Origin of the sequence: Enterobacteriaceae endosymbiont of Donacia clavipes, from assembly GCF_012570365.1 — a bacterium.
Taxonomy (GTDB): Bacteria; Pseudomonadota; Gammaproteobacteria; order Enterobacterales; family Enterobacteriaceae.
On the sequence record NZ_CP046208.1, the window covers coordinates 202,366 to 219,486 of the forward strand.

The following is a 17,121-nucleotide window of genomic DNA, read 5'->3' on the forward strand; positions in this document are numbered from 1 at the left end:
TATAAAGTGATATATATGCTTAATAAATTAAAAAATATTGCAGCTAAAACTGCAGTAACATTTATTAAAAATAATAGTATTATTGGTATTGGTTCAGGAACTACAATATCCTATTTTATAGATATTTTATCTACTGTAAAAAAAAATATTAAAGGAGTAGTATCTGCTTCTAAAAGTTCTACAGAAAAATTAAAAAAATATAATTTTAATATTTATGAAATTAATAAAATAGATAAAATTGAAACATATTTTGATGGTGCTGATGAAATTAATAATAAAATGCAAATGATTAAAGGAGGTGGAGGTGCATTAACTAATGAGAAAATTATATCTGGTTTTTCTGATTTATTTATTTGTATTATTGATCAATCTAAATATGTTAAAAATTTAGGCAAATTACATCCATTACCTATTGAAATAATACCTTCTGCAAAAAATTTTATTATTAAAAAATTATTATATATAGGAGCTATAGCAAAATTACGTACTAATGTAATTACGGAACATGGTAATTTAATTTTAGATATATATAAATTAAATATTTATGATGCTGTTAAAACAGAAAAATATATAAATAATATTCCCGGAATTGTTACTGTTGGTTTATTTACACAAAGATGTGCTGATATAGTTATAATTGGAAATTATAATTATAAAGTATCGATATACTACAAATAAAATTTAACAAATTATATGAAAATAAAATTTACAAAAATGCATGCATTAAGTAATGATTTTGTTATTATAAATAATACTAATAAAGATTTTAATTTAAAAAATAAAGTTATAAAAAAATTATCTAATAGATATACAGGTATAGGTTTTGATCAATTATTATTAATAGAATCATCTTTAAATAAAAATATTAATTTTCATTATAGAATTTTTAATTGTGATGGTAGTGAAGTAGAACAATGTGGTAATGGAGTTCGTTGCATTGCTCAATATTTAAGAATAAAAAAATTAATTTATAAAAAAAATATATGTGTAAGTACAAAAAATCGTATAATATATTTAAAAATTTTAAATGAAAAAGAAGTTATTGTAAATATGGGGATTCCTTTATTTAATCCTCAAGATATTCCTTTTTTAACTAAAAAAATTAAAAATAATTACAAAATTTATTTTCAAAATAAATGTATTAATTTTAGTGTTGTTTCATTAGGAAATCCACATTGTGTTATACAAGTAGATAGTTTATCAAGTGTTTCAGTATCATCAGTAGGTTCATTTATATCAAAAAATAAATTATTTCCAAAAAAAATTAATGTTATATTTATGAAATACATAAATAAAAATACTATTAAATTAAGAATTTTTGAAAGAGGAGTAGGAGAAACTAATGCTTGTGGATCTGGTGCGTGTGCAGCTGTAGCTATTGGTATTAAAAAAAAAATTTTATCTAAAAAAGTCAAAGTAAATTTAATTGGAGGTAATATAGATGTAACTTGGGAAGGAAATAATAAAAACTTATTTATGAAGGGAGAAGCTAACTATATTTATGATGGTATAATAACGTTATAATAATTTTTATTAAACAAATATAATTATTAATTAAGATATTATAATCAATGAATAACATAGATTTATTAAAAAATTTAAATAATAAACAAAAAGAAGTAGTATCTGAAATAAGAAAAAATTTATTAATATTAGCTGGAGCAGGAAGTGGTAAAACACTCGTATTAATACGAAGAATTGCATGGTTAATTCATAAAGAACATTGTTCCCCAAAATCAATTTTAGCTGTAACTTTTACAAATAAAGCAGCATTAGAATTAAAAATAAGAATTAAGTTATTATTAAATAATGATAAAAAAAATAATATTTGGATAGGAACATTTCATAGTTTTGCTTATTATTTATTAAGAATTCATTATTTAGAAGCTGGTTTATCTAAAAATTTTCAAATTATTGATAGTTATGATCAAAAAAATTTAATTAAAAGAATTTTAAAAAAAATGTCTTTAAAAGACAAAATTTATTCTATAGAAAATATAATTAAATATATAAATAATTTTAAAAATAATTTATTTAATAATAATAATATAATTTATAAAAATAATTTACATAATATAAATTTATCTAAAATATATGATGAATATCAAAATCTTTGTAAAATAACAGAAGTTATTGATTTTAATGAATTAATTTTATGTTTATATAAATTATTTTTAAATAATAATAATATATTGAAAATATATCAAAAAAGATTTAAAAATATTTTAATAGATGAATTTCAAGATACTAATGATATACAATATAAACTTATATCTTTATTATACAATAAATATTATAATACTAAAATTGTTCTTGTTGGAGATGATGATCAATCAATTTATGGATGGAGAGGAGCAAAAATAGAAAATATTAATTATTTTTTACGAGATTTTGATAATGTTAAAACTATTTTATTAGAACAAAATTATCGTTCTACTTCTAATATTTTAAATGCAGCAAATAAATTAATTTCATATAATAATAATAATAAACGAAAAAAAAAATTATGGACTAATTCAAATAATGGAAAATTAATTTCAATATATTATGCATTAAATGAATTTGATGAAGCTGAATATATTGTAAAATATATAAAAAAAAATTTTTTAGAAAAAAATATAAAATTAAATAATTGTGCAATTCTTTACAGAAATAATGCTCAATCTCGTATTTTAGAAGAAATTATGTTAAAATTTTCTATTCCTTATCGAATTTATGGAGGAATACGTTTTTTTGAACGTCATGAAATAAAAAATATATTAGCTTATTTAAGACTAATATCTAATTTTAATGATGATAATTCTTTTGAAAGAATTATTAATGTTCCAAAAAGAGGAATTGGATTAAATACATTAAAAATTATAAAATTTATAGCTGAAAAATTTTTTTTAACATTATGGCAATCCAGTATTTATATTTTAAAAAATAATAAATATTTAAATAAAAATTCTTTAAATTCATTAAAAAAATTTGTTAATTTAATTAAAAAATTAAAAAATAATATAACTGAAAAACCATTATCAATTATTATTAAAGAAACTATAAAAAATTCTGGATTATGGGATATGTATAATAAAAATTATTTATTCAAAAATAACTTTACTAAAATAGATAATTTAAAAGAATTTATTAATGCTGCAAATTATTTTATGAGTATTTCATTAAATAATAAAAAAAAAAATAATTTATTAATAGATTTTTTATCTAGAATTTTATTATTAACTGATAATATTGATTATAAACAAAAAAATAATAATTGTAATTTTATACAAATGATGACAATACATGCTTCTAAAGGATTAGAATTTTCTCAAGTATTTATAATTGGAATGGAAGAAGGAATTTTTCCTAATAAAATATCTTTTAATGAAAAAAACATAAATGAAGAAAGACGTTTAGCATATGTAGGAATTACTAGAGCTAAAAATAAATTAACATTAACTTATACAAAAAATCGTTATTTATATGGTAAAGAAATAAATTCAATACCATCAAGATTTCTTAATGAATTACCAAAAAATTGTATTAAAAAAATTAGTCATGTAAAAAATAAAAATATATTTATTAAAAAAAATATATTAAAAGATAAAAAATATTTTATAGGACAAAATATTTATCATAAAAATTTTGGTAAAGGAATAATCTTAAATATAGAAATATTGAAAAATAAAAAAAAATTACAAATTAAATTTAATAATAAAATAATAAGATGGATAATATCTGATTATATACAATTTTGTATTTTAAAATAATATTATTTAATAAAATTAAATTTATAAAACAAATTTATGAAAATTTTGTTAAAAATAATATTTTTAAATTTCAGGAGTTATAATGTTAAATATTTTTAAAATAGATAATAATCATTTAGTAAATTTAGAATTAAGTAATTATAATGATGTTATGAAAGCAATTTGGGTTGATTTAATTAAACCCGAAAAAAATGAAAGAAAAAAAATATATCATTTACTTGGACAAAATTTAGTTACTCGTCCTGAATTAGAAGATATAGAAGCATCTGCAAGATTTTTTGAAAATAAAGAAGGTTTACATATACATTCTTTCTTCTTTTATAAAGATAAAGATAATCATGCAGGTACTACTACTGTAGCATTTACAATTAAAAATAATAGATTATATACTCTAAGAGAAAGAGAATTACCAACTTTTCGTTTATATATAATACGCACTCAAAATCATACCATGATATATGGTAATCCTTATGAATTATTATTGGATTTATTGGAAATTAAAATTGAACAATTAGCTGATGAAATTGAAAATATATATAGTGATTTAGAATATTTAAGTTGTATTATTATGAAAGGACATCAAGATGATGAATTCGATAATGCTCTTTCAACTTTAGCTGAATTAGAAGATATTGGTTGGAAAGTTAGATTATGTTTAATGGATACGCAAAGAGCTGTAAATTTTTTAATGAGAAAAACTAGATTACCAAGTAATCAGATAGAACAAGCAAGAGAAATATTTAGAGATATTGAATCATTATTACCTCATAATGAATCATTATTTCAAAAAGTTAATTTTTTAATGCAAGCTGCTATGGGTTTTATTAATATAGAACAAAATAGAATAATTAAAATTTTTTCATTAGTTTCTGTAATATTTTTGCCTCCTACTTTAGTTGCGTCTAATTATGGTATGAATTTTTCTTTTTTACCAGAATTAAAATGGAAATACGGTTATATATATGCCATCATAATAATGATAATATCAGCTTTAGCACCTTATTTTTATTTCAAAAGAAAAAAATGGTTATAAAATACATAAAACATTAATAATTAATTATTAATGTTTTATGTATTTTATTATATCTAATATAAATTATATTATTTTTAATAAAATTAATATTTTAATAATATTTATAAAAATATTTCAAAAAATTTTTATATTTATAATATTAAATAATAAATGCTAATAAATATATAATAATTTTTATTTAAAAAATAATAAAATTTTATTTATGATGTCAAAAATTAAATTTTTGTATTTATTTATTTTTTAAAAATTAACTTTATGTTTTTTATCATTGTTCTTTCTAAACTAAATAAGTATAATTATCTTTAATTTTTTATTATAAAGTAATATTTATTGAATTTTTATTATTTTTTATTTATATAAATAAATTATTTTATTATTATTAATAATAAATATTATTATCTTTTAATAAGAGATCAAAATGAATAATTATCAAAAAAATATTTTAAATGATAATATTTTTTATATTGAAGAATTATATCAAAAATTTTTAATAAATCCTAATTCAATAAATAAAAATTGGATAAATATATTTAAATTATTTAAGAAAAAAAATAAAATTTTAAAAAAAAATAATTTATCAAAAAATAATAATTACTATAAAAATTTATTTTTAATAGAAAAAATTAATAAATTATTAACTAATTTTAGAGTTTTAGGGCACTATTACGCAAATATTAATCCCTTATCTTTAAATAAAAAAAAATTAAGTAATAATTTACAATTAAAATATTATCAAATTAGTCAAGAAGATTATCAAAAAAAAATTACATTAAATAATTTTTTATATAATCAAAAAATAATAGATATACATAAATTTTTTCAAAAAATTTATTGTAAATCTATTGGTATAGAATATACATATTTACCGAAAAATGAAAAATATTGGATAAAAAATAATATTGAAATAATTAAAAATAATTTTAATTTTTTAGAAAAAAAAATATTTTTAGAAGAATTAATTGCAACTGAGGTATTTGAAAAAAATATAGGTAAAAAATTTCCAGGAGCAAAAAGATTTTCATTAGAAGGATGTGATGTTTTAATTCCTTTAGTAAAAGAAATAATACGTTATTCAAATAAATTAAATAATAAACCAACAAAAATAATTTTTAGTATGGCACATAGAGGAAGATTAAATTTTTTAGTTAATATAATGGGTAAAAAAATTCAAGATATAATTAATGAATTTTCAAATACTGTTTTTGAAGAAAAAAATAAAAATGATGATGTTAAATATCATTTAGGTTATTCTTCTATAGTTAAAATTAAAAAAGAAAAAGTTAAACTTGAATTAGTATTTAATCCTTCTCATTTAGAAATTATTAATTGTGTTACCATGGGTATGGTAAGATTTAAAAATGATTTTTCGAAAATAAATCATAAATCTAATAATACATTACCTATTAGTATACATGGAGATGCTGCTATTAGTGGTCAAGGAATAGTACAAGAAGTTTTAAATTTATCAAAAACTAGAGGATATAATATTAATGGTGTTATTCATATTATTATTAATAATCAAATAGGATTTACTACTTCTAATATAAATGATATTAGATCAAGTTATTATTGTACTGATATAGCTAAAATGATTCAATGTCCTGTTTTTCATATAAATGCCGATAAAATAGAAGATGTAATTTTTATTATAAGAATAGCTATTAATTATAGAAATATCTTTCATAAAGATGTTTTTATAGATTTGGTTTCATATCGTAGACATGGTCATAATGAAATAGATGATCCATATATGACTCAACCATTAATGTATAACATAATTAAAAATCATTTAACAATACAAGATTTATATTTTAATAAATTATTATTTAATAAAATTATTAATTTTGAAGAAAAACATAATTTATATAAAAAATATCAAACTTTATTTAATGAAGGCAATTTTTTTACTAAAACAGATATTTTTTATCCAAAAAAATATGTAAAAAAAATATATAAAAATTTAAAAATAGATAAGTTAAAAAAATTACTTTTTCAAATTAGTACTTTTCCTAAAAAATTTAATATACATCCTAGAGTTAAAAAAATTTATTTAGATAGAATTAGTATGAGTAAGGAAGAAAAAAAAATTGATTGGGGAACAGCAGAAAATTTAGCATATGCAAATATTCTTATTCAAGGAATATCATGTCGTTTATCAGGAGAAGATATAAAAAGAGGAACATTTTCTCATAGACATGCAGTTATATATGATCAAAAAAATGGACTTTCTTATGTACCATTAAAAAATCTTGCTATAAATCAAGGAAATTTTTATATTTATAATTCTGTTTTATCTGAAGAATCAGTATTAGGTTTTGAATATGGTTATTCTATTAATAACCCAAATATTGTAATATGGGAAGCACAATTTGGAGATTTTGCTAATGGAGCACAAATTATTATAGATCAATTTATTAGTTCTGGAGAAAAAAAATGGGGATATAAAAGTAGTTTAATAATTTTTTTACCTCATGGATATGAAGGTCAAGGACCTGAACATTCTTCATCAAGAATAGAAAGATATTTACAATTATGTGCAGAAAATAACATTAGAGTTTGTATTCCTTCTAGTGCATCTCAAATATATAATTTATTATGCCAACAAGCATTTTCTTATAAAAAAAAACCACTTATTGTTATTTCTCCAAAATCGCTCTTAAGACATCCATTAGCATGTTCTAAATTAAAAAATTTTAATAATTATTTTCAACTAATAATTGATGAAATAAATAAAAATATTAATATTAAAAATATTAAAAAAATTGTTTTTTGTAGTGGGAAAATATATTACGATTTATTAAAATATAGAAATTCTATAAAAAATATGAATATTATTTTAATAAGAATTGAACAATTATATCCATTTCCAATTAAAGATTTTAAAAAAATTATTTTTAAATATATTAAAATAAAAAATTATTTTTGGTGTCAAGAAGAACCTATGAATCAAGGAGCTTGGATGTATATCCAAGATTACTTTAAAAATAAATTAAATTATAATATTAATTATATTGGTAGAAAAAAATCTTCATCTCCTTCAACAGGATATTTTTATATTCATAAAAATCAACAAGAAAAAATAATATATTCTGTTTTTAATTTTAATACAGAATAAAATATAAATTTTATTTATAGGAGAAAAAATGAATAATATTAATATTATTGTTCCTGAATTACCAGAATCAGTAAATAATGCAATTATAATTCAATGGTATAAAAAACCAGGAGAAATAATTAAAATTGATGATATTTTGTTAGAATTAGAAACAGATAAAGTAGTATTAGAAATACCTGCAACTATTAATGGAATTTTAGAAAAAATTTTAGTAAAAACAGGGGAAAAAGTACAGTCACAACAAGTTATTGGAATTATAAAAATAAATATTTTGAATGAGCCAAATAATAATAAGAAAAATAAAACAAATAATTTATCATCTAATGATCATTTTAATCATAATAATGAAAAAAAAATATCTAATAAATTTAATAATTTAAGTCCTTCTATAAGAAGAAAAATAAAAGAAAATAATATTTCATTAAATAAAATTAATAATTTAGATAGTGAATCAATTTTAAATTCAGAAAATTTAAATAATAATGAATTAAATAAACAAAATTTTTCAAATAAAAATAATACTAAAAAAATAAGAATGAGTCCAATAAGAAAATATATTTCTCAAAAATTAATGGATTCTAAAAATAATACTGTTATGTTAACTACTTTTAATGAAGTTAACATGAAAAAAATAATTAATATTAAGAATGATTATAGTCATTTAATTAATGAAGTTTATAATATTAAATTAGGATTTACTTCTTTTCATGTAAAAGCTGTTACACAAGCATTACAATCTTTTAAAAAAATTAATGCATTTATTGAAGGAGAAAATATTATTTATAATAATTTTTACAATATTAATATTGCTATTTCAACAAAAAGAGGTTTAATTGCACCAATTATATATAATACTGATAAATTATCATTAATAGATATTGAAAAAAAAATTAAGAATTTAGTTATTCAAAGTAATGAAAATCAATTATCTATTAAAGATTTATCAAGTGGTACATTTACCATTACTAATGGTGGAATTTTTGGATCTTTAATGTCAACTCCCATTATTAATCCTCCACAAAGTGCCATATTAGGAATACATGCTATTAAAGATAGGCCTATTGTTATAAATAATAAAATTTGTATTATGCCTATGATGTATTTAGCATTATCTTATGATCATCGTTTAATTGATGGAAAAGATGCTATAAATTTTCTTATATTAATTAAAAGATTATTGGAAGATCCTATTCGTTTGTTTTTACAAATTTAAATTCATTTTTTATTTATTTAAATATTTTTTATAAAAAAAATATATTTATTAAATAAAATAATATAATTATTTATAATTTATAAAAAATTTTATATAAAAATTATAATTCTATATAAATAAAAAATTATATAAGGATGAATATGTTAAATGTTGTTGATTTATCAAGATTACAATTTGCATTAACAGCAATGTATCATTTTATATTTGTTCCATTAACATTAGGGCTTTCTTTTTTATTAGCAATAATGGAAACAATATATATTATTTCTAAAAATAAAATATATAAAGACATGACTCAATTTTGGGGTAAATTATTTGGTATTAATTTTGCTTTAGGTATAGTTACAGGATTAACTATGGAATTTCAATTTGGAACTAATTGGTCATATTATTCACATTATGTAGGAGATATTTTTGGTGCTCCATTAGCTATAGAAGGTTTAGTAGCTTTTTTTCTAGAGTCAACCTTTGTTGGTTTATTTTTTTTAGGATGGGAACGATTAAATAAAATACAACATGTAATTGTTACATGGCTTGTTGCTATAGGATCCAATCTTTCTGCACTTTGGATTTTAATTGCTAATGGATGGATGCAAAATCCTATTGCTTCTTCCTTTAATTATCAAAACATGAGAATGGAAATGAATAATTTTTGGAATTTAATTTTTAATCCAATAGCACAAGTTAAGTTTGTTCATACTATAACTGCTGGATATACTACAGGATGTATATTTATAATTGGTATTAGTGCATATTATCTTTTAAAAAAAAGAGATATGAAATTTGCTAAAAAATCTATTATTATTGCTTCTAGTTTTGGTTTAGCTTCAATTTTTTCAGTAATAATTCTAGGAGATGAATCAGGGTATCAAATAGGATATACACAAAAAACTAAATTAGCAGCTATTGAAGCTGAATGGGAAACACAAAAACCTCCAGCTTCTTTTAATATTATAAGTTTTCCTAATCAAAAAAAACAATTAAATAAATTTACTATAAAAATTCCATATATTTTAGGAATAATTGCTACAAGATCTTTTACAAAACCAATTTTAGGTTTAAAAAATTTAATTAAAAATAATGAATTAAAAATTAAAAATGGATTAAAAGCTTTAATAGCGCTTGAAAATATAAAAAATGGATGTTTAGAAATTAAAAATATAAAAATTTTTAATAAATACAAAAAATATTTAGGATATGGATTTTTAGTTAAACAATATTATAAAAATATTTATAATATAAATAATAATCAAATACAAAAAATAGCTAAAAAATCAATACCATTAGTGATTCCTTTATTTTTTGCTTTTCGTATTATGGTTTTATCTAGTATTATTTTATTAATTGTAATTATATTAGTTTTTATTTTTTCTGTTATAAAAAATAATTTTGAAAAAAAACAATATTTATTAAAAATATGTTTATACATAATACCATTACCTTGGATAGCATCTGAATTAGGTTGGTTTGTAGCTGAATATGGAAGACAACCATGGGCTATTAAAGAAATTTTACCCACTTTTATGGCAGGATCTTCTTTAGAATTTATAGAAGTATTATTTTCCATAACAATGATTTTTATTTTTTATACTATTTTATTGATAATAGAATTATATTTAATGTTTAAAATTGCTAATATAGGACCTAGTATTTTAAATACTGGAAAATATTTTTTTGAAAAAAAACGTTCAGTAAAATTTATTAATAAAAATTAATTATTAGGTTATATTCATGTTAAACTACGAATTTTTATGTGTAATTTGGTCTATAATAATTGGTATATTAATTACAGGATTTATGATTACTGATGGTTTAGATATGGGAGTAGGTATTTTATTGTTTATAATAGGAAAAAATAATATTGATCGTAGAATAATGATAAATACTATAGCACCCCATTGGGATGGAAATCAAGTATGGTTAATTACAACTGGAGGTGCTATATTTGCAGCATGGCCTATTGTATATGCTACTCTGTTTTCTTATTTCTATATAGCAATGTTACTATTATTACTTTCTTTATTTCTTAGACCCATAGGATTTGAATACCGTTCTAAAATTAAAAATAAAAAATGGGAAAAAATTTGTGATTTTTGTATTTCTATTGGAAGTTTTTTACCACCTACTATTATAGGCATAGCATTAGGTAATTTATTACAAGGTATTCCTTTTTATATAGATAAATATTATAATATTTATTCTCAAGGACATTTTTATAAATTATTTACCTTATTTAGTATTATAATTAGTATAACTATTATAATTATGATATTGAATCAAGCTTCATCTTATTTACAAATAAGAATTAAAGACTATAATCTTAACCATAAATTAAGTATAATTTTAAAATTATCTTCAATATTATTAATTTTGTTTTTTATAATATCATTTATTAGTACTTTACTTTTTATAAAAGGTTATAAAATTAATAATTTTTATGTTAAAAATAGTAATATTATTTATGAATCAAAAGCTTGGATGTCTAATTTTAAAAATCATACATATTTATATTTAATACCATTATTTAGTATAATATTACCATTATTAACAATTTTATTTTCTATATATAAAAAATTTGTAATAGTTTTTATTTGTTCTATACTTACTACTATTAGTATAGTATCAACTGTAGGTATAATAATGTTTCCTTTTATTATTCCTTCTAGTATAAAACCTTATCAAAGTCTTACTATTTGGAATTCTACATCTAGTCAATTAACATTAAATATAATGTTATATATAGTTATTATTTTTATGCCTATTGTTTTAATTTATACTTTTTGGTGTTATAAAAAAATGTTTTTTCGTCTTAGTAAAGAAAAAATTGAAAAAAAGTCTGATACTTTTTATTAAAAATAATAAACTTTAAATGGATTATATAAATGTGGTATTTAATATGGGTAATAGGAATATTATTTTCATGTATTTTTACTATTTTAATTTCTTTAAAAAAAGAAAACAAAAAAAATAAAAAATAATTATTTCTCATAAAATAAATTTTAAAATATTGTCTGATATTAATTAATAATATCTTATTTCAGATAATATTTTTTATTATTTATATAATAACATAAATAAAATTATTTATTTTATAAATAAAATTTATATGATATGATAATTTATTATTTATTTTTAATAATTATATCACTATAATATAGTGAGTTATGTTATATTGATTTTAAATATAAAAATAGATAATTATTAAAATTATTTTATTAAAAATATATTTTCTATACCTAAAATATAAAATTTTCATGTACTTTAATTTAATAATAAAGAATGAATCATTTAGATCAATATAATGCTGATTCCATAGAAGTTTTAGAAGGTTTAGATCCCGTTAAAAGAAGACCAGGTATGTATACTGATCTTACAAGACCTAATCACTTAGCTCAAGAAGTAATAGATAATAGTGTGGATGAAGCATTAGCTGGATATGCAAAAAATATTTTAGTCACTTTATACAATGATCAATCACTAGAAGTTATTGATGACGGTAGAGGTATGCCTATTGATATACATACTCAAGAGGGAATTTCTGCAATTGAACTAATATTATGTCGTTTACATGCAGGAGGTAAATTTTCAAATAAAAATTATAATTTTTCTGGGGGATTACATGGTGTAGGTATTTCTGTTGTTAATGCTTTATCAAAAAGAATGGAAGTAAGTATATTCCGTAATAATAAAATTTATAACATAATTTTTGAAAACGGATATAAAATACAAAATTTAAAAATTTTAAAAAATACAAGTAATCAAAATACTGGTACTAAAATTAAATTTTGGCCTAATGAATATTTTTTTGAACATCATTCTTTTTTGGTTTCTAATTTAATAAATTTATTAAAAGCAAAATCAGTTTTATGTCCTGGATTAAAAGTTTATTTTAAAAATATAAATACTGGTGATAATTATTATTGGAATTATAAAAATGGTTTATCTGAATATTTAACTAGTTCAGTTAAAAATTTTACTACTATACCAAATATTCCTTTTATGGGAGAATATTTAAGTGATATAAAACATCTTAATTGGGCTTTATTTTGGATACCGGACAATAATTATATTCTTACCGAAAGTTATGTGAATTTAATTCCAACAACACACGGTGGTACTCATGTAAATGGATTACGTTTAGGATTACTTGATGCAATACGTAATTTTTGTAATTTTCATAATATGTTACCTAGAAATATTAAAATATTAGGAGAAGATATTTGGGATCATTGTTCTTATGTGTTATCTATAAAAATTCAAGATCCTCAATTCACAGGACAAACAAAAGAACGTCTAGCTACTAGACAATGTACTGTATTTATTGCAAACATAGTAAGAGATTCTTTTATTTTATGGTTAAATCAAAATATTAAAATAGCACATATTTTAGTAAATATGTTTATTTTAAATGCTCAAAAACGTATTAGAGCTTCTAAAAAATTTAAAAAAAAAAAAAATTATAATGTAAATTCAATATTACCTGGAAAATTATCCGATTGTATTTTACATAATGCAAAAAAAACTGAACTTTTTTTAGTTGAAGGAGATTCAGCTGGTGGTTCAGCAAAACAGGCAAGAAATAAAAATTATCAAGCCGTTATGCCTTTAAAAGGTAAAATTTTAAATACATGGGAAATAAATTCAGAAGAAATTTTATCTTCACAAGAAATACATGATATTTCTTTAGCAATAGGTATTTATCCTAATAATGAAGATTTAAAAAAATTAAGATATAATAAAATTTGTATTCTTGCAGATGCTGATTCAGATGGACTTCATATTGCTACTTTATTATGTGCTTTATTTATAAAACATTTTTTACCTTTAGTAAAAAAAGGACATATTTACGTAGCTATGCCTCCCTTATATCGTATAGATTTAGGGAAAAAAATTTTTTATGCTTTAGATGAAAATGAAAAAAAAAATATTTTAAAAAAATATTATTGTAAAAACAATAAAAAACAAATAAATGTACAAAGATTTAAAGGATTAGGAGAAATGAATCCGACTCAATTAAGAGAAACTACTTTTAATCCTATTAGTCGTCGTTTAATACAATTAATAATAAATAATAATAAAACGGAAATAAATAAAACATTTTCAATCATGGATATGTTATTAGCAAAAAAAAGATCAGAAGATCGTCGTAAATGGTTACAAAAAAAAGGTGATATTACTACAATAATAAATATTTAATAAATCTAAATAAAAATATTAATTAATAAAATTATGTAATTTTTTATATATTTTTTGTATAAAAATTTTAATAAGTAAAATTTTATAAATATTAAAATAAAATATATATTATTTAATTTTTATTAAAATAAGGAATAATAACCATGTCAGATAGTTATATACCAGATCATGACGTGGATCCAATTGAAACAAATGATTGGATACAATCCATAGATTCTGTTATAAAAGAAGAAGGAATTAAAAGAGCAAAATTTTTATTAAAAAAAATAATAAGACATATAAACAATAATGGAATTATTTTTAATTTAAATAAAAATAATTATATTAATTCTATTTCTAAAGAAGAAGAACCCATATATCCTGGAAATTTAATTTTAGAAAAAAAAATAAGATCATTTATAAGATGGAATGCAATAATGATTATTTTAAGAGCTTCTAAAAAAAATTTAGATTTAGGAGGACATATTTCTTCTTATCAATCATCTTCATATATTTATGAAGTTTGTTTTAATCATTTTTTTAAAGGATATAATAAACAAAATAACGGAGATATAATTTATTTTCAAGGTCATATTACACCTGGAATATATGCTAGATCTTTTTTAGAAGGACGTATAGACATTGAACATTTGGATAATTTTCGTCAAGAAGTTTTTAATAAAGGTTTATCATCATATCCACATCCTAAACTTATGCCTAATTTTTGGCAATTTCCTACTGTATCCATGGGTTTAGGACCAATATCTGCTATATATCAAGCTAAATTTCTTAAATATTTAGAAAACAGAAAATTACAAATAACATCAAATAGAAAAGTTTTTGCATTTTTAGGAGATGGTGAAATGGATGAACCAGAATCTAAAGGAGTAATTAATATAGCAGCAAGAGAAAATTTAGATAATTTAATTTTTGTAGTTAATTGTAATTTACAAAGATTAGATGGACCTGTATATGGTAATGGGAAAATTATTAATGAATTAGAAAATATTTTTCAAGGATCAGGATGGGAAGTTATTAAAGTTATTTGGGGAAAAAAATGGGAAAATTTACTATTTAAAGATAAAACTGGAAAATTAATTCAATTAATGAATCAAACGTTAGATGGAGATTTTCAAAATCTTAATTCTAAAAATGGAAATTATATTAGAAAAAATTTTTTTGGTAAATATAAAGAAACATTTAATCTTGTTAAAAATTTAACTGATAATGAAATAGAAAAATTAAATTATGGTGGTCATGATTCTCAAAAAATTTATGCAGCTTTTAAAAAAGCTTACGAAATTAAAAATAAACCTATAGTAATATTATTTCATACTATAAAAGGTTTTGGTTTAGGAAAAACAGCAGAAAGTAAAAATATAGCACATCAAATTAAAAAAATTGATTTAAATGAAATTAAATATATAAGAGATAATTTAAATATACCTATAGATGATAAAAAATTATATAATTTACCTTATATTTCTTTTAATAAACATTCTTTAGAATATCATTATTTACATAATCAACGAAAAAATTTAGGTGGATATATTCCTTTTAGAAGAATTAATTTTACTGAAAAAATAATATTACCTAAATTTTCTGCTTTTAATCCATTATTTAAAAATCAATATAATATATCTACAACTATTTCATTTATACGTATATTAAATATTTTACTTAGAAATAAAAATATTTCCAATAGAATAGTCCCAATAATAGCTGATGAAGGACGTACATTTGGAATGGAAGGATTATTTAGAAAAATAGGAATATATAATTCAAATGGATTACAATATACTCCCCAAGATAAAGAAATATTTTCATATTATAAAGAAGATGTTAAAGGACAAATTTTACAAGAAGGTATTAATGAATCAGGAGCTTTTGCATCATGGTTAGCTGCTGCAACTTCTTATTCTACTAATAATTTTCCTATGATTCCATTTTATATTTATTATTCTATTTTTGGTTTTCAAAGAATTGGTGATTTATGTTGGGCTGCTGGAGATCAGCAAGCAAGAGGTTTTTTAATTGGAGCAACTTCAGGGCGTACTACATTAAATGGAGAAGGATTACAACATGAAGATGGTCATAGTCATATTCAATCTTTAATAATTCCAAATTGTATTTCATATGATCCTACATATGCATATGAATTAGCTGTTATTATAAATGATGGTTTAAAAAGAATGTACGGGAAACAACAAGAAAATATATATTATTATATAACAACTATGAATGAAAATTATAATATGCCAGCTATGAAATCAAAATTTAAATACGGTATTTGTAAAGGTATATATAAAATATTTTCTATTAAAAATAATAAAAATATAACTCATATTCAATTATTAGGGTCAGGATCTATATTAAATAATATAATAAAAGCAGGAGAAATATTGTATCAAGAATATAATATTAATTCAGATATTTTTAGTGTTACTTCTTTTACAGAAATTAATAGAGAAGGACAAGATTGTGATCATTGGAATTTATTACATCCTTTTGAAAAACGTCGTATTCCATATATTACAAGTATAATGAAAAATTATCCAACAGTAGCAGCAACAGATTATATAAAACTTTTCGCTGAACAAATTCGTAAATATATACCAACAAATAATTATTTTGTTTTAGGAACTGATGGTTTTGGTCGTTCTGATAGTCGTAAAAATTTACGTGATTTTTTTGAAATTAATGAATTATATATAGTTCTTGCTATATTAAACATATTGTTAGATTTAAATTTAATTAGTTTAAAAAAAATTACACATTTTATAAAAAAAAATAAAATTAATATAAATAAAAATAATCCTAGAACTTCATAAAA

Annotated in this window: 11 protein-coding genes; all 11 read left to right on the forward strand. The window is 19.7% G+C overall.

The genetic code is table 11. The annotated features are described in order from the left end of the window. Positions 1 to 15: 15 nt before the first annotated feature. The 11 genes from rpiA to aceE all read left to right on the forward strand — a co-directional run bounded on the left by rpiA (position 16) and on the right by aceE (position 17,119). Entirely contained in the window at positions 16 to 678 is a 663-nt protein-coding gene (gene rpiA / locus GJT92_RS00980; RefSeq protein ID WP_168919642.1) for a ribose-5-phosphate isomerase RpiA, read from the forward strand. 15 nt (positions 679 to 693) lie between these two features. Next, complete coding sequence (gene dapF, locus GJT92_RS00985; protein WP_168919643.1) at positions 694 to 1,524, forward strand: diaminopimelate epimerase; 831 nt, start codon at positions 694 to 696, stop codon at positions 1,522 to 1,524. Positions 1,525 to 1,571: 47 nt separating this feature from the next. Next, on the forward strand, positions 1,572 to 3,752 hold the full coding sequence (locus GJT92_RS00990; RefSeq protein ID WP_168919644.1) for a UvrD-helicase domain-containing protein: 2,181 nt from the start codon (positions 1,572 to 1,574) through the stop codon (positions 3,750 to 3,752). 82 nt (positions 3,753 to 3,834) lie between these two features. After that, entirely contained in the window at positions 3,835 to 4,785 is a 951-nt protein-coding gene (gene corA / locus GJT92_RS00995) for a magnesium/cobalt transporter CorA (protein ID WP_168919645.1), read from the forward strand. A gap of 418 nt (positions 4,786 to 5,203) precedes the next feature. Beyond that, on the forward strand, positions 5,204 to 7,900 hold the full coding sequence (locus GJT92_RS01000; protein WP_168919646.1) for a 2-oxoglutarate dehydrogenase E1 component: 2,697 nt from the start codon (positions 5,204 to 5,206) through the stop codon (positions 7,898 to 7,900). Positions 7,901 to 7,928: 28 nt separating this feature from the next. Beyond that, positions 7,929 to 9,113 (forward strand): dihydrolipoyllysine-residue succinyltransferase, encoded by a 1,185-nt coding sequence (gene sucB, locus GJT92_RS01005; protein WP_168919647.1) that lies wholly within the window; start codon positions 7,929 to 7,931, stop codon positions 9,111 to 9,113. Between the two features lie 140 nt (positions 9,114 to 9,253). Then, positions 9,254 to 10,828, forward strand: a complete 1,575-nt coding sequence (locus GJT92_RS01010; RefSeq protein ID WP_168919648.1) for a cytochrome ubiquinol oxidase subunit I — start codon at positions 9,254 to 9,256, stop codon at positions 10,826 to 10,828. A gap of 16 nt (positions 10,829 to 10,844) precedes the next feature. Next, positions 10,845 to 11,966 (forward strand): cytochrome d ubiquinol oxidase subunit II, encoded by a 1,122-nt coding sequence (cydB, locus tag GJT92_RS01015; protein ID WP_168919649.1) that lies wholly within the window; start codon positions 10,845 to 10,847, stop codon positions 11,964 to 11,966. A 29-nt stretch (positions 11,967 to 11,995) separates the two neighbouring features. Further along, positions 11,996 to 12,091 (forward strand): cytochrome bd oxidase small subunit, CydX/CbdX family, encoded by a 96-nt coding sequence (locus GJT92_RS02280; protein WP_168919650.1) that lies wholly within the window; start codon positions 11,996 to 11,998, stop codon positions 12,089 to 12,091. A gap of 301 nt (positions 12,092 to 12,392) precedes the next feature. Then, the gene (gene parE, locus GJT92_RS01025) at positions 12,393 to 14,309 is read left to right on the forward strand and encodes a DNA topoisomerase IV subunit B (protein WP_168919651.1); all 1,917 of its coding nucleotides are present in this window, start codon (positions 12,393 to 12,395) and stop codon (positions 14,307 to 14,309) included. 143 nt (positions 14,310 to 14,452) lie between these two features. Further along, positions 14,453 to 17,119 carry a pyruvate dehydrogenase (acetyl-transferring), homodimeric type gene (aceE, locus tag GJT92_RS01030; RefSeq protein WP_168919652.1) on the forward strand — a complete coding sequence of 889 codons (2,667 nt, stop codon included), beginning with the start codon at positions 14,453 to 14,455 and terminating at the stop codon, positions 17,117 to 17,119. Positions 17,120 to 17,121 lie beyond the last annotated feature (2 nt).

Coding starts and splice junctions, on each gene's coding strand:
- rpiA (WP_168919642.1), top strand. CDS start 16: ATGCTTAATAAATTAAAAAATATTGCAGCTAAAACTGCAGTAACATTT.
- dapF (WP_168919643.1), top strand. CDS start 694: ATGAAAATAAAATTTACAAAAATGCATGCATTAAGTAATGATTTTGTT.
- GJT92_RS00990 (WP_168919644.1), top strand. CDS start 1,572: ATGAATAACATAGATTTATTAAAAAATTTAAATAATAAACAAAAAGAA.
- corA (WP_168919645.1), top strand. CDS start 3,835: ATGTTAAATATTTTTAAAATAGATAATAATCATTTAGTAAATTTAGAA.
- GJT92_RS01000 (WP_168919646.1), top strand. CDS start 5,204: ATGAATAATTATCAAAAAAATATTTTAAATGATAATATTTTTTATATT.
- sucB (WP_168919647.1), top strand. CDS start 7,929: ATGAATAATATTAATATTATTGTTCCTGAATTACCAGAATCAGTAAAT.
- GJT92_RS01010 (WP_168919648.1), top strand. CDS start 9,254: ATGTTAAATGTTGTTGATTTATCAAGATTACAATTTGCATTAACAGCA.
- cydB (WP_168919649.1), top strand. CDS start 10,845: ATGTTAAACTACGAATTTTTATGTGTAATTTGGTCTATAATAATTGGT.
- GJT92_RS02280 (WP_168919650.1), top strand. CDS start 11,996: ATGTGGTATTTAATATGGGTAATAGGAATATTATTTTCATGTATTTTT.
- parE (WP_168919651.1), top strand. CDS start 12,393: ATGAATCATTTAGATCAATATAATGCTGATTCCATAGAAGTTTTAGAA.
- aceE (WP_168919652.1), top strand. CDS start 14,453: ATGTCAGATAGTTATATACCAGATCATGACGTGGATCCAATTGAAACA.